The sequence below is a fragment of the Pseudomonas sp. GL_090 genome, from assembly GCF_057837765.1.
Genome location: NZ_CM174452.1, coordinates 909,985 through 929,944, shown reverse-complemented (window position 1 = coordinate 929,944; position 19,960 = coordinate 909,985). Strand labels below are relative to the sequence as shown.

Sequence of the window (19,960 nt, the reverse complement as noted above, 5' to 3'; positions counted from 1 at the left end):
TGGTCAACGATGACGCGGGGCATCAGGTTTATCGCCACGACCTCGAGACCATCGCGAGCAGGCTCGCTCCTACAGGGGTGTTGCGTTTACGAACCGATGTAGCTGGTCTTCACGACCGTGTAGAACTCTTGCGCATAGCGACCTTGCTCACGTGATCCATAGGATGAACCTTTACGCCCACCGAACGGAACGTGGTAATCCACACCGGCGGTCGGCAGGTTGACCATCACCATCCCGGCCTGGGAGTGGCGCTTGAAGTGGTTGGCGTACTTCAACGACGTGGTAGCGATGCCCGCCGACAGACCGAACTCGGTGTCGTTGGCCATGGCCAGCGCGGCTTCGTAATCGGCAACGCGGACGATGTTGGCCACCGGTCCGAAGATCTCTTCACGGCTGATGCGCATCGAAGCTTCGCTGTCGGCAAACAGGGTTGGCGCGAGGAAGTAGCCCTCGGTGTCGCACGTCACCAGACCACCGCCGCTGACCAGACGCGCGCCTTCGGACTGGCCGATGTCGATGTACTTCATGTCCTGTTCAAGCTGAGCTTGCGAAACCACCGGACCGATATCGGTGCCAGCCTTCAATGCATGGCCGACCTTGATCGACTTCATGCGTTCGGCCATGGCCTCAACGAACTGGTCGTGGATGCCGGCGGTGACGATGAAGCGGCTGGAAGCGGTGCAACGCTGGCCAGTGGAGTAGAACGCGCTCTGCACCGACAATTCGACCGCTTGCTTGAGGTCGGCGTCGTCGAGAATGATCTGCGGGTTCTTGCCGCCCATTTCCAGCTGGACTTTGGCCTGGCGCGATACGCAGCTGACGGCGATCTGACGACCGACGCCCACGGAACCGGTGAAGCTGATGCCGTCGACTTTCGGGCTGTGGACCAGTGCATCGCCCACCACGCGACCGCTGCCCATCACCAGGTTGAACACACCGGCAGGGAAGCCAGCGCGGGAGATGATTTCGGCCAGTGCCCAGGCGCAACCTGGAACCAGGTCTGCGGGTTTCAGCACGACGCAGTTGCCGTAGGCCAGGGCCGGGGCGATTTTCCATGCCGGAATGGCGATCGGGAAGTTCCACGGGGTGATCAGACCGACCACGCCCAAGGCTTCGCGAGTGACTTCAACGTTGACGCCCGGACGCACCGACGGCAGGTAGTCGCCGGACAGGCGCAGGCACTCGCCAGCGAAGAACTTGAAGATATTACCGGCGCGGGTCACTTCGCCGATGGCTTCAGGCAGGGTCTTGCCCTCTTCCCGGGCCAGCAGGGTGCCGAGTTCTTCGCGACGGGCGAGTATTTCAGTACCGACTTTGTCCAGGGAATCGTGACGCGCCTGAATGCCGGAAGTGGACCAGGCCGGGAACGCAGCACGGGCGGCGTCGATGGCGGCGTGGACCTGAGCCAGGTCAGCCTTGGCGTAGTCGCCGATGGCGTCGCTCAGTTCGGACGGGTTGATGTTGGTCGAATAGTCGCCACCGGCAACCCATTCGCCGTTGATGTAGTTATCGAAACGCGTTGCATCTGCCACTTTGAGATCTCCTCACGCAAAAAGCCGCTGATTGCTCAGCGGCCCTGGTTTATCGGGTGTTACTGGGCGCCCTGCTTGTCGATCAGCGCGGCGAGCATTTCGTACTCTTCGCCGGTCAGATCGGTCAGCGGTGCACGCACCGGGCCTGCGTCGTAGCCGGCAATTTTTGCCCCGGCCTTGACGATGCTCACGGCATAACCGGCCTTGCGGTTACGGATGTCCAGGTACGGCAGGAAGAAGTCGTCGATGATCTTGCCGACGGTAGCGTGATCATCACGAGCGATGGCGTGGTAGAAGTCCATCGCGGTTTTCGGGATGAAGTTGAACACCGCCGAGGAGTAGACCGGCACGCCCAGCGCCTTGTAGGCCGCGGCGTAGACTTCGGCGGTCGGCAAGCCACCCAGGTAGCTGAAGCGATCACCGAGGCGGCGACGGATCGACACCATCAACTCGATATCACCCAGGCCATCCTTGTAGCCGATCAGGTTCGGGCAGCGCTCGGCCAGACGTTCCAGCAGCGGCGCGGTCAGGCGGCAGACGTTACGGTTGTAGACCACCACGCCGATGTTGACCGATTTGCACACGGCCTCAACGTGGGCGGCAACGCCGTCCTGGCTGGCTTCGGTCAGGTAATGCGGCAGCAGCAACAGGCCTTTGGCGCCCAGACGCTCGGCTTCCTGTGCGTATTCGATGGCCTGGCGGGTCGAACCGCCCACACCGGCCAGGATTGGCACGCTGGTGGCGCAGGTGTCGACCGCAGTCTTGATGATTTCCGAATATTCGCTGGCCGCCAGAGAGAAGAACTCACCGGTGCCGCCCGCGGCGAACAACGCCGAGGCACCGTATGGGGCCAGCCATTCGAGACGCTTGATGTAACCCGCGCGATTGAAGTCGCCCTGAGCATTGAAATCGGTGACCGGGAAAGACAGCAGACCGGCAGAGAGGATGGACTTCAGTTCTTGTGGATTCATTATTCGAACACCCTGGATAGCGACGTTGTGTGAGAAAACCGTTCAGCCTGCGCTGAAGTTGTAGGTCATCGTACAACTTAAAATACAACCGTCAACTGCATTTCATCGCGGAGGGTGAAAATTGTTGGACAAGGAGTCGCGCCAGCTCAGGTTTTCAGCGGCCGCTGGCGTAGGGAAAGCGGGACAGGAATGTGGCGGCCAACGGGCTCATTAGAGATACGTTGTCGGAAGATTGACCAATCTGAGCAGACAGACGGGAGGATTTGTGAAATGGCTGATGGCCCTATCGCGAGCAGGCTCGCTCCTACACTGGATCGCCTGTGGACACAAATCTCGTGAACAGCCGAATTCAAATGTGGGAGCGAGCCTGCTCGCGATAGCGGTCTGTCAGACAAGGAGTCGCTCGAAGATAAAACTTACCCCCGCTGCGCCTCAGCTTCTTCATGGGCATGACGCAACCGCTCACGGCTGTTGGTCAGGTGCAAACGCATGGCGGCACGCGCCGCATCGGAATCCTGGCGGGCAATCGCGTCGTAGATTTCTTCGTGCTCACGGCTCAGGCGACTCATGTAGTGCTGCTGGTCGTCATGGGCCAGGCGCGCGGAATTTAGCCGCGTGCGCGGAATGATGCTGGTGCCCAGGTGGGTCATGATGTCGGTGAAATAACGGTTGCCGGTGGACAGCGCGATTTCGAGGTGGAAGGCGAAGTCCGAAGCCACGGCGTCACTGGCGTGAGCGGCGCTTTCATTCAACGCATCAAGGGCAGCGCGCATGTTGGCCAACTGTTCCGGACTGCGACGTTGCGCCGCCAGCCCGGCAGACTCCACTTCCAGGCTGATGCGCAGTTCCAGGATCGCCAGCACATCGCGCAAGGTCACCACGGTCGCCGGGTCGATACGGAAACCGCTCGGGCTCGGCGTGTCGAGCACGAAAGTGCCGATACCGTGGCGGGTTTCCACCTGCCCTGCCGCCTGCAAACGGGATATCGCCTCGCGCACCACCGTGCGGCTGACGCCATGGGCATCCATGATGGCCGACTCGGTGGGCAACTTGTCGCCACGCTTGAGATGGCCATCACGGATCTGCTCGGACAGCACCGTCACCAGTTCCTGAGCGAGGCTGCGGCGCTTGCGTGGGAGGCGTGGTGTGTCGTTCAGGTTTTCCATGGTGAACATCTGTCTCGAAAAAGTCGGCGGCTGAAAGCGCATCATAGCGCAACGCGGTTGTACGATCACCTAACCCCTTGTAGGAGCGAGCTTGCTCGCGATGGACTTGAAAGCGCCGCGTTTATTCAGAAAGCGCGCGTTATCGTTAGCTACCATCGCGAGCAAGCTCGTTCCTACAAGGATTTGCGGTGTTCAGGCGGTCACGGCCTGGTCCACCAGATGGCCATTCTCGATACGGATATGCCGCGGGTGGAAGCGCTTCAGACTGCTGCGATGGCCGACACTGACGATGCTCAGCCCCGGCAACTCATCGATCAGCGCCTGATACAGCGTGGCCTCGTCTTCTTCGTCCATCGCCGAGGTAGCTTCGTCCATATACAGCCATTGCGGTGCATAAAGCAGCGCACGGGCAAAGGCCAGGCGCTGCTGCTCACCCGGCGACAACATGCGCTGCCAGTGGTTGGCTTCGTCGAGACGGGCAATCAGGTGCGGCAAGCGACAGGTTTCCAGCACCTGCGCGTAGCGCTCGTTCGGATAGGTATCGCCGGGCTGTGGATAACTGAGGACATCACGCAGGGTGCCAATCGGCAAATACGGTTTTTGCGGCAGGAACAGGTAGCGCGCCGATGGCAGGCGAATACTGCCGTGGCCGGTCGGCCACAGATGTCCCATCGCCCGCAGCAGGGTCGACTTGCCGCTGCCGGAGCGACCGCTGAGCATCACACGCTCGCCCTCCTTCACGGTCATGTCGGCGTTGGTCAGCAGGTGGCGACCTTCAGCAAGGTCCAGGCCGAGGTTGTGCACCTTCAGCACCGAGCCAGAATTCTGTACGTCGATGGCCGGTGCACGCTCTTCGTTGTCGCGCATGGCCTGGTGGAAGCTCAACAGACGATCGCAGGTGGCGCGCCAGGAAGCGAGGCTCTGGTACGCACTGATAAACCAGCTGAAGCTTTCCTGCACATTGCCGAATGCCGAGCTGATTTGCATCAGTTCGCCCAGTTCGATCTTGCCGGAAAGGTAACGCGGCGCGGCAACCATGAAGGGGAAGATGATGGCGGCCTGACTGTAACCGGCGGTGAAGAATGTCAGGCGCTTGGACACTTTCATGATGTCCCAGAAGTTATGCCAGACCATCCCGAAGCGGCTGCTCAACCGACGATTTTCGTTCGGCTCGCCGTTGTACAACGCGATGCTTTCGGCATTCTCGCGAATTCGCACCATGGAGAAACGCAGGTCGGCTTCGAAGCGTTGTTGCTGGTTGTTCAGGCCGATCAGGCGACGACCGATCAAATGCGTCAACCAGCTACCGACCACCGCGTAAACCAGAACGCACCAGAACATGTAGCCGGGAATGGTGATGCCGAATACTTCAATGCTGCCCGACACGCCCCACAGAATGATCGAGAACGACACCAGGCTGACGATATTGCGCAGCAGCCCGATACCCAGCTCAAGGGTGTTGGAGGTGAAGTTGTTGAGGTCTTCGGAAATCCGCTGGTCCGGGTTATCGGTGTAACCGCCCTGCTCCAGCTGGTAGTAATTCTTGTCGGCGAGCCAGCGTGCAAAGTGCTTTTCAGTAAGCCACGCCCGCCAGCGGATCGTCAGCATCTGCGTCAGGTAGAGCCGGTACACCGCGCCGACGATCGCCACCGCCGCAATCGCGCAGAAGTACAGGATCAGTTGCCAGAACGCTGCCTCGTCCTTCTTTTGCAGGGCGTTGTAGAAGTCCTTGTACCAGGTGTTGAACCACACCGAGATCCCCACGCTGATCAGCGACAGCGCAATCACCGCGATCAGCAGAGTCCAGGCTTTGACCTTCTCCTCACTGCGCCAGTAAGGCGTGATCATCGCCCACACTTTGCGAAAAAACTGCCCGTGCACGGCGTCGTTGACCGCGGAATACTCAGCGTTCTGATTCATGGATAAGGCTCGATAGAGAAAAGTACGCACACGAACCGATCATAGATGATCGGTCCGGTTTTTCGCGAGATACGGCCCGCATTCATTCAGCGCAGGTTCAGCGGCGAACGGGACGCTTCTGCAGTTTGCGCTGCAGGGTGCGGCGGTGCATGCCCAGGGCACGGGCCGTGGCGGAGATGTTGCCTTCGTGCTCGGTCAGCACGCGCTGGATGTGCTCCCACTGCAGGCGGTCCACGGACATCGGGTTTTCCGGCACCAGGCTGTCGAGGTCGGCGTGTTCGGACAGCAGCGCCGCCAACACGTCGTCGGCGTCCGCCGGTTTGCACAGGTAATTGCAGGCACCGCGCTTGATCGCCTCGACGGCGGTGGCGATGCTCGAATAGCCGGTGAGGATCACCACGCGCATTTCCGGGTCCATTTCCAGCAACTTGGGCAGCAGCACCAGGCCGGAGTCGCCGTCCATCTTCAGGTCCAGGGCGGCGTAATCCGGCAGATCGGCCTTGGCCAGCTCCAGGCCTTCCTCGGCGGAACCGGCAGTGCTGACGCGAAAACCGCGGCGAGCCATGGCGCGAGCCATGACGCGGGTGAATGTGGCGTCGTCATCGACCAGCAACAAATGCGGCAGTTCTTCGCCTTCGACTTGGATCTCTTCACTCATGTTCGTCTCCTCGGGCGACACGGGGCAGGCGCAGCTCGGTGAGCGTGCCACCTTCCTCATGACTGTAGAGTTTCACTGAGCCGCCGGCGCGTGTCACGCTGGCCTTGCTCAAAAACAGGCCCAGGCCGAAGCCTTTGCCCTTGGTGGTAAAAAACGGCTTGCCGATTTGCTCGGCGATGGCCAGCGGCACACCGGCGCCATGGTCACGGATGCTGATGGTGAGGTTTTCCCAATCCCAGTCCAGCGTCACTTGCAGCCCTTCGGGGCAGGCATCGGCAGCGTTGTTCAACAGGTTCAGCAAAGCCTGGGTCAGATCCGGCGGCGGCGCCATGCGGGGGACCGGGCCCTGGCCGAGGCGCTGGAAGCGATAACTGGCTTCCGGGCGCATCAGGTGCCAGCGATTGAGGGCTTCATCAAGCCAATCGGTGACGTCCTGCATCTCCACCGCCAACCGGCGATTGGCCTCGGCGGCGCGCACCAGATGCTGCAAGGTCTCTTTACACAACTTGACCTGATCCTGCAGCACGCTCAGGTCATCCTGCAACATCGGGTCATGGTGGTCCTGACGCATTTCCTTGAGTAGCACACTCATGGTCGCCAGCGGCGTGCCCAGTTCATGGGCCGCACCGGCGGCCTGGGTAGCGACGGCCAGCAGTTGTTGATCGCGCAGGCCTTCTTCGCGACGAATGGCGCGCAACTCTTCCTGGCGACGCAGCTCTTCGGCCATGCGCGCGGCGAAGAACGTAATCACCGCAGCCGCGAGGGCAAAGCTCAACCACATCCCGTACACCTGCAGGTTTTCCCGAGCGATCGGGAAGGTTTGCAGCGGGTAGAACTGCGCCAGCAACAACGTGTACATCGTCAGCGCGATACCCGACAGGATCACCGAATAACGCCAAGGCAACGTCACGGCGGCAATGGTCAGCGGCACCAGGTAATAGGAGACGAAGGGGTTGGTCGAGCCACCGGAGAAATACAGCAAGGCGCTGTGGATAAACAGGTCGCAAGCCAGTTGCACGGCATATTCGAGCTCGGTCACCGGCCACGAGGTGCGCAGGCGAATCGCCGTGAAGACGCACAGCAGCATTGAACATGCGAGCGTTGCCGCCAGTTGAAACCAGGGCAGTGGCAGCAATTCGAGCCAGTAGGCCAGGCCAACGGAACCGGCCTGGGCGGCCAGCACCAACGTGCGGATGAACGTCAGCCGCCAGAGGTTCTGGCGAGTGGCGGAAGTGATTTGAACGGGGGCGAGCATGAGCTCTCCTGATGAGCGCTCCAGGCGGATCGCAGGGAGTATAACCAAGCACGGGGGCTGACAGGCAAAAGTGCGGCAAACGGCCACATGCCTGTAGGAGCAGCCGGTCGACGCTCGATTGCTCGCGATGGTCGTCAACGATTACGAGGGAGTCCTGATACCCTGCGGCGCTTTCGGTTTTTTCGCGAGCAAGCTCGCTCCTACAGGGATGCATCTGTATAGAAGTTGTAACTGTGCGAACCGGAGCATAAAAGCTAGAGTCTGATGGTTTCACGCAGGCCCGGATCATACCCCTGCGCACCTTTCAAGGAGCCTTCATGCACACATTCCGCCGCAGCGCCGCCCTCCTCGCCCTGAGTGTTGGCACCGTCGCCAGCCTCCCGGCCATGGCCGCCGACGAGCTTCATTACAACCAGATTTCCCTGCGCGCCGAAGTCAGTCAGGAAGTGGCCCGCGACCTGATGATCGTGACCCTCTACACCGAAGAACAGAACACCGACCCGGCCAAACTCGCCGCCGACGTCAGCACCACCATGAACAAGGCGCTGACCAAGGCCAGGCAGGTCAAGGACATTACCCTGCGCCAGGGCAGCCGCAACAGCTACCCGATCTATGACACCAAGGGCCAGAAAATCACCGGCTGGCGCGAGCGCGCCGAATTGCGCCTGGAAAGCCCGGACTTCGCCGCGCTGTCGAAGCTGACCGGCGAACTGCTCACCGACCTGAAAATGGGCGGCATGGACTTCGCCATCGCCACCCCGACCCGCAAGGCCAGCGAAGACGCCCTGCTCAAAGACGCCGTGAGCGCGTTCAAGGCTCGCGCCCAGCTTGCGACTGATGCTCTGGGCGGCAAGAGCTATAAAATCGTCAACCTGAACCTCAACAGCAACGGTTATCCACAGCCTTACATGCGCGCGCCGATGATGATGAAAGCCGCCGCCATGGACAGCGCACCGGTGACGCCGGATGTCGAGGCCGGCACCAGCCAGGTCAGCATGACCGCGGATGGTTCGATTGAAGTGCTGATGCCTTGAATCGATAGCCCGCAAACAAAAGACGGCGATCATTCAGATGATCGCCGTTTTTTTTGGCAGTTTTCAGGCATGAGCTATAACTGGAGAGACCACCGGGAAAAGCTGGCAGTTGTACCGGGTGCAACTGAGTTCGATTGGCCACTATTGGTGCAACAATAACCACTCTTATTCACGCCATACCCACCCCACAATTCGGGGTATGAATAAGTAACACCCTCGCCCCACTCGGGAGCAACCAGGACCGCGAGCGCACTGCAAAAGTGCGTCATTTGCACAGTAAAAAAGCCGCGCAAACGGTCAAATGCGCCAGAAATTACACAAATGCGACATTAAGGTACGTTCGTGCCACTGTTTAAGGCTAGTAGTCACTCTGGATCTTGCATTGGGTATGGCCCCTGCATAAGTATCCGCAGGCACGACTCACGAGGTCGTCCTCTAATTCCAAAAATGACAACAAATCATGAGGCCACCATGCTTAAACACGCGGTCATTCCGTTTTTAGTTGGCGCAAGCTTGTTAGCCAGCGCACCGTTCGCCCAAGCAGCGACTAACCTGGTGTTCTGCTCCGAAGGGAGCCCGGCCGGTTTCGATCCAGGTCAATACACCACCGGAACCGACTTCGACGCCTCTGCAGAAACCATGTTCAACCGCCTCACCCAGTTCGAGCGCGGCGGTACCGCCGTAATTCCTGGTCTGGCGACCAGCTGGGACGTCTCCGATGACGGCCTGACGTACACCTTCCACCTGCGTGAAGGCGTCAAGTTCCATACCACGCCGTACTTCAAGCCAACTCGTGAGTTCAACGCCGACGACGTGCTGTTCACCTTTAATCGCATGATTAACAAGGATGACCCGTTCCGCAAAGCGTACCCGACTGAATTCCCGTACTTCACCGACATGGGGATGGATACCAACATCACCAAGATCGATAAAGTCGACGACAAGACTGTCAAGTTCACCCTCAAGGACGTTGATGCCGCGTTCATCCAGAACATGGCCATGAGCTTCGCCTCGATCCAGTCCGCCGAGTACGCTGCCCAGCTGCTCAAGGACGGCAAGGCCGCCGACATCAACCAGAAGCCGGTTGGTACTGGCCCGTTCGTGTTCAAGAGCTACCAGAAAGACTCCAACATCCGCTACACCGGGAACAAGGACTACTGGAAGCCTGACGACGTGAAGATCGACAACCTGATCTTCGCCATCACCACCGACCCGTCGGTACGTATCCAGAAGCTGAAGAAGAACGAGTGCCAGGTCACCCTGTTCCCTCGTCCGGCCGACCTGAAGGCACTGCGCGAAGACAAGACCCTGAAGCTGCCTGACCAGGCGGGTTTCAACCTCGGTTACATCGCCTACAACGTGATGCCCAAGGTCAAGGGACAAACCGATGCGAACCCGCTGGCTGACCTGAAGGTACGCCAGGCAATGGACATGGCGGTCAACAAGCAACAGATCATCGACTCCGTGTACCAGGGTGCCGGCCAGCTGGCGGTCAACGCCATGCCTCCGACCCAGTGGTCCTACGACACCACCATCAAGGATGCGCCGTACAACCCTGAGAAAGCCAAAGAGCTGCTCAAGGAAGCCGGCGTGAAAGATGGCACCGAAATCGTTCTCTGGGCGATGCCGGTACAGCGTCCATACAACCCGAACGCCAAGCTGATGGCAGAAATGCTGCAGTCCGACTGGTCCAAGATCGGCCTCAAGGTCAAGATCCAGAGCTACGAGTGGGGCGAGTACATCAAGCGTTCCAAAGGTGGCGAGAACCAGGCGATGCTGATTGGCTGGAGCGGTGACAATGGTGATCCGGACAACTGGCTGAACGTGCTGTTCGGCTGCGACTCGCTGGAAGGCAACAACTTCTCCAAATGGTGCGACAAGAAGTTTGACGACATCGTCAAGCAAGCCAAGCGCACTTCGGACCAAAGCAAACGCACCGAGCTGTACAAACAGGCGCAACACGTCCTCAAAGACGCCGTGCCTATGACACCTATCGCTCACTCGACGGTGTTCCAACCCATGCGCGCCAACGTGCAGGACTTCAAGATCAGCCCATTTGGCTTGAACTCCTTCTACGGCGTCAGCGTCAGCAAATAAGGTTTTGCAACGGCGACGTTCCTGACGTCGCCGTTGCTTTATCTTCCGAGAAGGCAGGAATTCGCCTACATCCTAATCCGCAGCTGACTACAGCATCGGGCGAGGACGCGTTGCCATTTCCTACGAGTCTTTAGGACTCTACGCATTTACTGCCGGACCCATGGCTCATACCGTCGGGATCTGACCAGTGCACGCGTGGGTCATCGGTTACTGCTGTGTGCATGGCTTGAAATCAGTGATGCCTCTACGTCCGCGGACGGGACGGCGGCTCATTGAAAACACTTTGAGAGAAAAGGAAGCGTTATGCGCCATACCCTGGTTTTATCCGCATTGCTGGGCACCGGCCTGTTGGCCGCCACTTCCATCAGCCAGGCCGCCAACAACAGCCTGGTGTTCTGCTCCGAAGGCAGCCCCGCCGGTTTCGACACGGCGCAGTACACCACTGCGACCGACAACGACGCCGCCGAGCCGCTGTACAACCGGTTGGCGGAGTTTGAAAAAGGCGCGACCAACGTCGTACCGGGCCTGGCCACGAGCTGGGATATTTCCGAGGACGGCCTCAAATACACGTTTCACCTGCGCGAAGGGGTGAAGTTTCATACCACCAAATACTTCACGCCGACCCGCGACTTCAATGCAGATGACGTGCTGTTCACCTTCAATCGCATGCTCGATCCGCAGCAACCTTTCCGTAAGGCTTATCCGACAGAGTTTCCTTACTTCAACGGCATGAGCCTGAACAAGAACATCGCCAAGGTCGAAAAGACCGGGCCGCTGACCGTGGTCATGACGCTCAATAGCGTGGACGCCGCGTTCATCCAGAACATCGCCATGAGCTTCGCCGCCATCCTTTCGGCCGAATACGCCGACAAGCTGCTGGCCGAAGGCAAGCCGAGCGACATCAACCAGAAGCCGATCGGCACCGGGCCGTTCGTGTTCAAGAGCTACCAGAAAGACTCGAACATCCGTTACACCGGCAACCAGCAGTACTGGGATCCGAGCCGGGTCAAGCTCGACAACCTGATTTTCGCCATCAACACCGACGCCTCGGTGCGCGTGCAGAAACTCAAGGCCGGCGAGTGCCAGATCACCCTGCACCCGCGCCCTGCCGATGTGACCGCGCTGAAGAACGACCCGGCCCTGCAACTGATCGAGAAGCCTGGTTTCAACCTCGGCTACATCGCCTACAACGTTCGCCACAAACCCTTCGACCAGCTCGAGGTGCGCCAGGCGCTGGACATGGCTGTGAACAAGCAAGGCATTCTCAATGCCGTCTACCAGGGCGCGGGGCAACTGGCGGTCAACGCCATGCCGCCGACCCAATGGTCCTATGACGACACGATCAAGGACGCCGCCTACAACCCGGAAAAAGCCAGGGAATTGCTCAAGGCTGCCGGCGTCAAGGAAGGCACCGAAATCACCCTTTGGGCCATGCCGGTCCAGCGTCCGTACAACCCCAACGCCAAGTTGATGGCCGAGATGCTCCAGGCCGACTGGGCGAAGATCGGCCTCAAGGTCAAGATCGTCAGCTATGAGTGGGGCGAGTACATCAAGCGCACCAAGAATGGCGAGCACGACATCAGCCTGATCGGCTGGACCGGTGACAACGGTGATCCGGACAACTGGCTGGGCACGCTCTACAGTTGCGACGCCATTGGCGGCAACAACTACTCGATGTGGTGTGATCCGGCTTACGACAAGCTGATCAAGCAGGCCAAGGTCGTCACCGACCGCGACCAGCGCACCCTGCTCTACAAACAGGCGCAGCAGTACCTCAAGCAGCAGGTGCCGATCACGCCAGTCGCTCACTCAACGGTCAACCAGCCGCTGAGCGCCAAAATCGAAGGGTTCAAGGTGAGCCCGTTCGGTCGCAACGTTTTCTCGGGTGTCAGCATAGAAAAATAACCGATTAGCCAGAAATGCCGGGGGGCGGATTTTCCGCCCTCACGCAGACGCTTTGCCGTCTTTTGCCAATTTGGCCTGCAGCAAACGTTTGCGATGCCGTGAATGAGTTCTAAACCAATAGCCGGATCACAAAAAAAGACCGGCATAAAAAAAGAAAGTAAGGAGCTTTACCCATGAAACTGAGCAGCACCGCGTTATTGGCCTTGGCCATAAGCAGCGTAACCGCCACGGCTTACGCAGAGTCCCAAAGCCAGGCTTTCACCCCGGTTACCGTGAACGAGAAAAACGCCCAAAGCGAAGCCACCGGCTTTGTCGAAGGCCAGTCGATCACCGGCACCACGCGTAACTGGTATGCCAACGAGCAACTGCAACGCGGCGCCAAGTTCGCCTACAAAAAGGACGGCGTTTCGACCCCGACCGATCGCCGGATCAACTGGGTCCAGGGCACCATCCTCAAGTACAACTCGGGCTTCACCGAAGGCACCGTAGGCTTCAGCACTGAAGTGGCGGCATACAACGCCATCGCCCTGGACCGGGACCGCAAAGACCTGGCGTCCAACAACGGTGGCGCGCCGGGCTCTCGTCCAGGCGCGGGCAACAACCGTACCCTGACCAAAGAAGGCGGCGACGCTCAAGGCCAGTGGAGCAAACTGGGCCTGGCCAACGTCAAGGCGCGTGTCTCCAACAGCACCCTGACCGCCGGCCGCATGAACTTCAGCAGCCCGATGGTCGACGTGATCGGTAACCGTGCACTGCCTTCGAGCTTCCAGGGCGTGGCCCTGCACAGCGAAGAGCTGAACAACCTGGCCTTCGACCTGGCCACCTTCGACCGCAACTCACCGCGTACCGAAGAAAGCCAGCGCAAATTCCGCACCGAATACGCCAACGGCATCGTCGAAACCGACCACGTTCACACCGGCGGTATCACCTACACCCCATTTGCCAGCCTGACCACCAGCCTCTGGGCGACCCAGGCTGAAGACATCTGGAACCAGTACTACTTCGGCGCCTCTCACGTACTGGGCGACAGCCAGGTACTGAGCCTGACCACCGGCCTGAACTACTACAAAACCAAGGAAACCGGTAAAGCCCTGATCGGTGATATCGACAACGACACCTACTCGCTGTCGTTCGGCCTGACCCACCAGGCCCACACCCTGACCCTCTCGTATCAGGAAGTGAACGGTAACGAGTACTTCGACTACCTGCACGAAACCAACGGCATCTACCTGGCCAACTCCCTGCTGTCGGACTTCAACGGCCCGAACGAAAAATCGTTCCAGGTTGCCTACGGTCTGAACATGGCCGAATACGGCGTGCCAGGCCTGAAGTTCAACATCTACCAGGCTCGCGGCTGGGGCATCGACGGTACTCACTACACCGGCAACGGCGGCGTGGCAGGCAAGGGTTACGACGGCATCCAGTCCCAGGATGGCGAACACCACTATGAATACGGCATCGGCGCGACCTACGCCGTGCAGAGCGGCCCGCTCAAGGCCACCACGATCCGCGGCACCTACACCGCTCACCGTGCCAGCGAAAACCAGGCTGACGGCAGCATCAACGAGTTCCGTCTCGTGACCACGGTTCCGTTCAACATCCTGTAATGCCCGTGCCGAACGGCTGATTCAATGACGAATCGGCCGTTCGGCTTTTGTCCTTTAACTGATTGCAGAGGGTTCTTGATGAAAATGCTTCCCCTACGTGCGGCCATCGCGGCTGCCTTGCTGAGTGTCGCGATGGGTGTATCGGCCAAGCCGCTGGTGGTCTGCACCGAAAACAGCCCCGAAGGCTTCGACATGGTCCAGTACACGACTGCAGTCACCGCCGATGCCGTGGCCGAAACCATCTTCAATCGCCTGGCGGACTTCAAGCCCGGCACCACCGAAGTGATTCCGGCGCTGGCCGATTCCTGGGACATCAGCGAAGACGGCCTGACCTACACGTTCCATTTGCGTAAAGGCGTCAAGTTCCACACCACCGAATACTTCAAGCCGACCCGCGACATGAATGCCGACGATGTGGTCTGGAGCTTCCAGCGCCAGCTGGACCCGAATCATCCGTGGCACAAACTGTCGAGCGTGGGCTTCCCGTACTTTGAAAGCATGGGCTTCAAGGAGCTGCTCAAGAGCGTCGAGAAAGTCGACGACAATACGGTCAAATTCACCCTTACCCGCCGTGAAGCGCCGTTCCTGGCCGACATCGCCATGGCCTTCTCGTCGATCTACTCCGCTGAATACGCCGACCAGTTGCTCAAGGCGAACAAGACCGGCGACCTGAACAACAAGCCAGTCGGCACCGGCCCGTTCGTATTCCAGCGCTACAACAAGGACGCCCAGGTTCGCTTCAAGGCCAACCCGGATTACTTCCGTGGCAAGCCACCGGCTGATGCGCTGATCCTGGCCATCGCCACCGACAACAACGTGCGCCTGCAAAAGCTCAAGGCCAACGAGTGCCAGGTCGCGCTCTATCCGAAGCCGGATGATATCCCGAGCATCAAGAAAGACGACAAGCTGAAAGTCGATGAACTGAACGCGATGACCGTCGCGTACATCGCCATCAACACCACGCACAAGTACCTGAGCGATGTGCGGGTGCGTAAAGCCATCGACATCGCTTTCGACAAGGAAGCGGCTGTCAACGCGCTGTTCGGCAAGGGCAATGCAACAGCCGCAGTCAACCCGTTCCCGGACACCCTGCTGGGCTTCAACCACACACTGAAGAACCCGGCCCGTGACCTGGACAAGGCCCGTGCCCTGCTCAAGGAAGCCGGCGTACCGGAAGGCACCACCTTCACCCTGTTCACCCGCAACGGAGGCGGTGCAACCAACCCGAACCCGATGCTCGGCGCGCAGATGATGCAAGCCGACCTGGCCAAGGTCGGGATCAAGATCGACATCCGCGTGATGGAATGGGGCGAAATGCTCAAACGCGCGAAAAACGGCGAGCACGACATGGTTTCCGCCGGATGGGCGGGCGACAACGGCGACCCGGATAACTTCCTGACGCCTATGCTCAGTTGTGAAGCGGCCAAGAACGGCGAAAACTACGCACGCTGGTGCAATGACAAGTTCCAGGCCCTGATCGATCAGGCCCGGGAAAAAACCGACCCGGCCGAACGCGCAGCGCTCTACGAACAGGCCCAGGTTATTTTCAACCAGGACCAGCCGTGGATCAGCTTGGCACACACTAGAATGTTTACCGCAATGCGCAACAACGTAGAGGGCTATCACATTAGCCCACTCACCACGAATAACTTCGCCACCACCCAGGTGAAGTAATAAGAAAACTCCCGGCATTCCTGACCCAGGCATGCCGGGCACGCCTAACCGGCTGATGAGGTACAACACACGATGTTTAGTTTTATTGCCCGCCGACTGGGGTTGTTGATCCCCACGTTCTTCGGCATCACCTTGCTGACTTTCGCGCTGATTCGCATGATCCCGGGCGACCCCGTAGAAGTCATGATGGGAGAACGCAGGGTCGATCCCGAAATGCACGCTCAGGCAATGGAACGCCTAGGTCTGAACAAACCCCTGTATGCCCAGTACCTGGATTACATCGGCAAGCTGGCCCACGGCGATCTCGGGGAATCCCTGCGTACCCGTGAAAGCGTGTGGAGCGAGTTCACCTCCCTGTTCCCCGCGACCCTGGAACTGTCCATGGCCGCCCTGTTGTTCGCCGGCATCCTGGGCCTCCTGGCCGGGGTGATCGCGGCACTCAAGCGAGGGTCCCTGTTCGACCATGGGGTGATGGGTATCTCCCTGGCGGGATACTCGATGCCGATCTTCTGGTGGGGCCTGATCCTGATCATGTTCTTCTCGGTAAGCCTGGGCTGGACCCCGGTATCCGGGCGGATCGACCTGCTGTATGACATCGAACCGCGCACTGGCTTCATGCTGATCGATACCCTGCTGGCCGACGAGCCGGACGCCTTCTTCGACGCCCTGCACCACTTGATCCTGCCAGCCATTGTGCTGGGTACCATCCCGCTGGCGGTGATCGCGCGGATGACCCGTTCCTCGATGCTCGAAGTGCTGCGCGAAGACTACATCCGCACCGCCAAGGCCAAAGGCCTGTCGCCGGCGCGCGTGGTGTTCGTGCACGGTCTGCGCAACGCGCTGATTCCGGTGCTGACGGTGGTCGGCCTGCAAGTCGGCACCCTGCTGGCCGGTGCGGTCCTGACCGAAACCATCTTCTCGTGGCCCGGCATCGGCAAATGGCTGATCGAAGCCATTGGCGCCCGGGATTATCCCGTCGTGCAAAACGGCATCCTGTTAATCGCCTGCCTGGTGATTGTGGTCAACTTCGTAGTGGACATCCTCTACGGCTTTGCCAACCCACGCATCCGTCATCAGCGCTGAGATCATGACCATGACCACTCCAATTCCATCGGTAGCAGTCGATCAAAGCCTGCTGTACCCGTCTCCGTACAAAGAATTCTGGCAAGCGTTCTCCAAGAACAAAGGTGCCGTCGCCGGTCTGATGTTCATGCTGCTGGTGATTTTCTGCGCGATCTTCGCCCCGTGGGTCGCCCCTCATGACCCGAGCGAGCAATACCGCGACTTCCTGCTGACTCCGCCGGCCTGGCTGGAAGGTGGGCAACTGCAGTTCCTGCTCGGCACCGATGAGCTGGGCCGCGACCTGCTGTCGCGTCTGATCACTGGCTCGCGCCTGTCCTTGATGATCGGCTTGTCCTCGGTGGTGATGTCGCTGATTCCGGGGATCCTGCTGGGTCTGTTCGCCGGGTTTTTCCCGCGCGTGCTCGGCCCGACCATCATGCGTCTGATGGACATCATGCTGGCCCTGCCGTCCCTGCTGCTGGCCGTGGCGATCGTCGCCATCCTCGGCCCTGGCCTGATCAACACCGTGATCGCCATTGCCGTGGTGTCCCTGCCGTCCTACGTTCGTCTGACCCGCGCTGCGGTGATGGGCGAACTGAACCGCGACTACGTGACCGCCGCGCGCCTGGCCGGTGCCGGCCTGCCACGCCTGATGTTCGTCACCGTGCTGCCAAACTGCATGGCGCCGCTGATCGTTCAGGCCACCCTGAGCTTCTCCTCGGCGATCCTCGATGCCGCCGCACTGGGCTTCCTCGGCCTTGGCGTACAACCGCCAACCCCTGAGTGGGGCACCATGCTGGCTTCGGCCCGCGACTACATCGAACGCGCCTGGTGGGTGGTGAGCCTGCCTGGTTTGACCATTTTGCTCAGCGTGCTGGCAATCAACCTGATGGGCGACGGCCTGCGCGATGCGCTGGACCCGAAACTCAAGAACGCCGCCTGAGGAGATTCCCATGTCACTGCTAGAAATCAAGAATCTCAACGTTCGCTTCGGCGACAAAACCGCTACGCCAGTCGTCGATGGTCTCGACCTGCAAGTGGACAAGGGCGAAGTGCTGGCCATCGTTGGCGAGTCCGGCTCCGGCAAGTCCGTGACCATGATGGCGCTGATGGGCCTGATCGAGCATCCGGGGATCGTCACCGCTGACGCCCTGAATTTCGACGGCAAGAACATGCTCAAGCTCAACAATCGCCAGCGTCGACAGATCGTCGGTAAAGACCTGTCCATGGTCTTCCAGGATCCGATGACCGCGCTGAACCCGAGCTACACCGTCGGTTTCCAGATCGAAGAAGTGCTGCGCCTGCACCTGAAAATGTCCGGCAAGGCTGCCCGCAAGCGCGCCATCGAACTGCTGGAAAAAGTCGAGATTCCGGGTGCCGCTAGCCGCATGGACGCCTACCCGCATCAACTGTCCGGTGGCATGAGCCAGCGTGTCGCGATTGCCATGGCAATTGCCGGCGAACCGAAACTGCTGATCGCCGACGAACCGACCACCGCACTGGACGTCACCATTCAGGCGCAGATCATGGACCTGCTGCTGGCCTTGCAGAAAGAGCAGAACATGGGCCTGGTGCTGATCACCCACGACCTCGCCGTCGTGGCTGAAACCGCCCAGCGCGTGTGCGTGATGTACGCAGGCCAAGCGGTCGAAGTCGGTCAGGTGCCGCAACTGTTCGACATCCCGGCGCACCCGTACAGCGAAGCGCTGCTCAAGGCGATTCCGGAACACAGCCTGGGTGCCGCGCGCCTGTCGACCCTGCCGGGCATCGTTCCCGGTCGCTACGACCGTCCGCAGGGTTGCCTGCTGTCGCCGCGCTGCCCGTACGTGAAAGACAACTGCCGTCAACAACGTCCGGCACTTGACCAGAAAAGCAACAGCCTCGCTCGCTGCTTCTACCCGCTGAACCAGGAGGTGGCGTAATGGCCGTCGTTCTTACCGCCCGCGACCTGACCCGTCACTACGAGGTGTCCCGAGGCCTGTTCAAGGGTCACGCCACCGTGCGCGCCCTCAACGGTGTGTCGTTCGAACTGGAAGCCGGCAAGACCCTCGCTGTCGTCGGCGAGTCGGGTTGCGGCAAATCCACCCTGGCCCGTGCCCTGACTCTGATCGAAGAGCCGTCCTCCGGCTCCTTGAAAATCGCCGGGCAAGAAGTTGCCGGCGCCGACAAGGCCCAGCGCAAGCAACTGCGCAAGGACGTGCAGATGGTGTTCCAGAGCCCGTACGCCTCGTTGAACCCACGGCAGAAAGTCGGCGATCAACTGGCTGAGCCGCTACTGATCAACACCAACCTGAGCGCCGCGGAACGTCGCGAGAAAGTCCAGGCGATGATGAAACAGGTGGGCTTGCGTCCCGAGCACTACCAGCGTTATCCGCACATGTTCTCCGGCGGTCAGCGCCAGCGGATCGCCCTGGTCCGCGCGATGATGCTGCAACCGAAAGTGCTGGTGGCGGACGAGCCGACCTCGGCACTGGACGTGTCGATTCAGGCGCAGGTGCTCAACCTGTTCATGGATTTGCAGCAGGAGTTCAACACCGCCTATGTGTTCATCTCACACAACCTGGCAGTGGTTCGCCACGTTGCCGACCACGTGATGGTGATGTACCTCGGTCGTCCGGTGGAAATGGGGGCGAAAGAGGACATTTACTCCCGCCCTCTGCACCCCTACACCCAGGCGCTGTTGTCGGCGACGCCGGCCATCCACCCGGATCCGGACAAGCCGAAAATCAAGATCGTCGGCGAGTTGCCCAACCCGTTGAACCCGCCGTCCGGCTGCGCCTTCCATAAGCGCTGCCCGTACGCCACCGAGCGTTGCAGCACTGAAGAGCCGGCCCTGCGCCTGCTCGCCGGCCGCCAGGTGGCTTGCCACTACGCCGAACAATTCCTCGACGGCGCGGCATAAAAAACTGTAGGAGCCAGCCTGCTGGCGATAGCGGCATACCAGTCAACATTTCTGTTTACGGGTACACCGCAATCGCTAGCAGGCTAGCTCCCACAGGGATTGAGTAGCTCAAGCAGTCAGCGTTAACCCACCCCCTTCCGCCTCGATTGCGCATCATTCAGGTAGAAGGGGGTTTCT

15 protein-coding genes are annotated in these 19,960 nt (G+C 60.0%); 9 read left to right on the top strand and 6 right to left on the bottom strand.

Annotated features, from left to right (window positions below):
- Positions 1–86 precede the first annotated feature (86 nt).
- From AC3ITA_RS04020 to AC3ITA_RS03995, 6 genes are all read right to left on the bottom strand, one after another.
- Positions 87–1,532 carry an aldehyde dehydrogenase family protein gene (locus AC3ITA_RS04020; protein WP_150672197.1) on the bottom strand — a complete coding sequence of 482 codons (1,446 nt, stop codon included), beginning with the start codon at positions 1,530–1,532 and terminating at the stop codon, positions 87–89.
- A gap of 59 nt (positions 1,533–1,591) precedes the next feature.
- Positions 1,592–2,503 carry a 5-dehydro-4-deoxyglucarate dehydratase gene (gene kdgD, locus AC3ITA_RS04015; RefSeq protein ID WP_123587268.1) on the bottom strand — a complete coding sequence of 304 codons (912 nt, stop codon included), beginning with the start codon at positions 2,501–2,503 and terminating at the stop codon, positions 1,592–1,594.
- A 416-nt stretch (positions 2,504–2,919) separates the two neighbouring features.
- Positions 2,920–3,669, bottom strand: a complete 750-nt coding sequence (locus tag AC3ITA_RS04010) for a FadR/GntR family transcriptional regulator (protein ID WP_414929772.1) — start codon at positions 3,667–3,669, stop codon at positions 2,920–2,922.
- 192 nt (positions 3,670–3,861) lie between these two features.
- Positions 3,862–5,589 carry an ABC transporter ATP-binding protein/permease gene (locus AC3ITA_RS04005; protein WP_489279532.1) on the bottom strand — a complete coding sequence of 576 codons (1,728 nt, stop codon included), beginning with the start codon at positions 5,587–5,589 and terminating at the stop codon, positions 3,862–3,864.
- Positions 5,590–5,686: 97 nt separating this feature from the next.
- Positions 5,687–6,247: a response regulator transcription factor gene (locus tag AC3ITA_RS04000; protein WP_007973041.1), complete on the bottom strand. Its 561-nt coding sequence runs from the start codon at positions 6,245–6,247 to the stop codon at positions 5,687–5,689.
- A complete protein-coding gene (locus tag AC3ITA_RS03995; RefSeq protein WP_057716443.1) occupies positions 6,240–7,502 on the bottom strand; it encodes an ATP-binding protein in 1,263 nt (420 codons plus the stop codon). Before AC3ITA_RS03995 ends, AC3ITA_RS04000 begins: the two co-directional genes overlap by 8 nt.
- A gap of 317 nt (positions 7,503–7,819) precedes the next feature.
- Here AC3ITA_RS03995 and AC3ITA_RS03990 point away from each other — a divergent pair, with 317 nt between their 5' ends.
- The 9 genes from AC3ITA_RS03990 (at position 7,820) to AC3ITA_RS03950 (ending at position 19,783) form a co-directional block, all read left to right on the top strand.
- Complete coding sequence (locus AC3ITA_RS03990; RefSeq protein ID WP_489279530.1) at positions 7,820–8,536, top strand: SIMPL domain-containing protein; 717 nt, start codon at positions 7,820–7,822, stop codon at positions 8,534–8,536.
- A 471-nt stretch (positions 8,537–9,007) separates the two neighbouring features.
- Positions 9,008–10,633: an ABC transporter substrate-binding protein gene (locus tag AC3ITA_RS03985; RefSeq protein ID WP_095942368.1), complete on the top strand. Its 1,626-nt coding sequence runs from the start codon at positions 9,008–9,010 to the stop codon at positions 10,631–10,633.
- A gap of 303 nt (positions 10,634–10,936) precedes the next feature.
- A complete protein-coding gene (locus AC3ITA_RS03980) occupies positions 10,937–12,538 on the top strand; it encodes an ABC transporter substrate-binding protein (RefSeq protein ID WP_150672199.1) in 1,602 nt (533 codons plus the stop codon).
- Positions 12,539–12,711: 173 nt separating this feature from the next.
- Positions 12,712–14,145 (top strand): OprD family porin, encoded by a 1,434-nt coding sequence (locus tag AC3ITA_RS03975; protein ID WP_150672200.1) that lies wholly within the window; start codon positions 12,712–12,714, stop codon positions 14,143–14,145.
- A 78-nt stretch (positions 14,146–14,223) separates the two neighbouring features.
- A complete protein-coding gene (locus tag AC3ITA_RS03970) occupies positions 14,224–15,819 on the top strand; it encodes an ABC transporter substrate-binding protein (protein ID WP_150672201.1) in 1,596 nt (531 codons plus the stop codon).
- 72 nt (positions 15,820–15,891) lie between these two features.
- Positions 15,892–16,902 (top strand): ABC transporter permease subunit, encoded by a 1,011-nt coding sequence (locus tag AC3ITA_RS03965; RefSeq protein ID WP_095942372.1) that lies wholly within the window; start codon positions 15,892–15,894, stop codon positions 16,900–16,902.
- A 10-nt stretch (positions 16,903–16,912) separates the two neighbouring features.
- Positions 16,913–17,824: an ABC transporter permease subunit gene (locus AC3ITA_RS03960; RefSeq protein ID WP_095942373.1), complete on the top strand. Its 912-nt coding sequence runs from the start codon at positions 16,913–16,915 to the stop codon at positions 17,822–17,824.
- Positions 17,825–17,834: 10 nt separating this feature from the next.
- Positions 17,835–18,803 carry an ABC transporter ATP-binding protein gene (locus AC3ITA_RS03955; protein ID WP_489279527.1) on the top strand — a complete coding sequence of 323 codons (969 nt, stop codon included), beginning with the start codon at positions 17,835–17,837 and terminating at the stop codon, positions 18,801–18,803.
- Positions 18,803–19,783: a peptide ABC transporter ATP-binding protein gene (locus AC3ITA_RS03950; RefSeq protein WP_489279526.1), complete on the top strand. Its 981-nt coding sequence runs from the start codon at positions 18,803–18,805 to the stop codon at positions 19,781–19,783. Before AC3ITA_RS03955 ends, AC3ITA_RS03950 begins: the two co-directional genes overlap by 1 nt.
- The last annotated feature ends 177 nt before the right edge of the window (positions 19,784–19,960 follow it).

Bases quoted from the DNA above. Each gene is read 5' to 3' on its own strand.
- AC3ITA_RS03950 (WP_489279526.1), top strand. From the start codon at position 18,803: ATGGCCGTCGTTCTTACCGCCCGCGACCTGACCCGTCACTACGAGGTG.
- AC3ITA_RS03990 (WP_489279530.1), top strand. From the start codon at position 7,820: ATGCACACATTCCGCCGCAGCGCCGCCCTCCTCGCCCTGAGTGTTGGC.
- AC3ITA_RS03960 (WP_095942373.1), top strand. From the start codon at position 16,913: ATGACCACTCCAATTCCATCGGTAGCAGTCGATCAAAGCCTGCTGTAC.
- AC3ITA_RS04000 (WP_007973041.1), bottom strand. From the start codon at position 6,247: ATGAGTGAAGAGATCCAAGTCGAAGGCGAAGAACTGCCGCATTTGTTG.
- AC3ITA_RS03970 (WP_150672201.1), top strand. From the start codon at position 14,224: ATGAAAATGCTTCCCCTACGTGCGGCCATCGCGGCTGCCTTGCTGAGT.
- kdgD (WP_123587268.1), bottom strand. From the start codon at position 2,503: ATGAATCCACAAGAACTGAAGTCCATCCTCTCTGCCGGTCTGCTGTCT.
- AC3ITA_RS03975 (WP_150672200.1), top strand. From the start codon at position 12,712: ATGAAACTGAGCAGCACCGCGTTATTGGCCTTGGCCATAAGCAGCGTA.
- AC3ITA_RS04010 (WP_414929772.1), bottom strand. From the start codon at position 3,669: ATGGAAAACCTGAACGACACACCACGCCTCCCACGCAAGCGCCGCAGC.
- AC3ITA_RS04005 (WP_489279532.1), bottom strand. From the start codon at position 5,589: ATGAATCAGAACGCTGAGTATTCCGCGGTCAACGACGCCGTGCACGGG.
- AC3ITA_RS03955 (WP_489279527.1), top strand. From the start codon at position 17,835: ATGTCACTGCTAGAAATCAAGAATCTCAACGTTCGCTTCGGCGACAAA.
- AC3ITA_RS03980 (WP_150672199.1), top strand. From the start codon at position 10,937: ATGCGCCATACCCTGGTTTTATCCGCATTGCTGGGCACCGGCCTGTTG.
- AC3ITA_RS03995 (WP_057716443.1), bottom strand. From the start codon at position 7,502: ATGCTCGCCCCCGTTCAAATCACTTCCGCCACTCGCCAGAACCTCTGG.
- AC3ITA_RS03985 (WP_095942368.1), top strand. From the start codon at position 9,008: ATGCTTAAACACGCGGTCATTCCGTTTTTAGTTGGCGCAAGCTTGTTA.
- AC3ITA_RS03965 (WP_095942372.1), top strand. From the start codon at position 15,892: ATGTTTAGTTTTATTGCCCGCCGACTGGGGTTGTTGATCCCCACGTTC.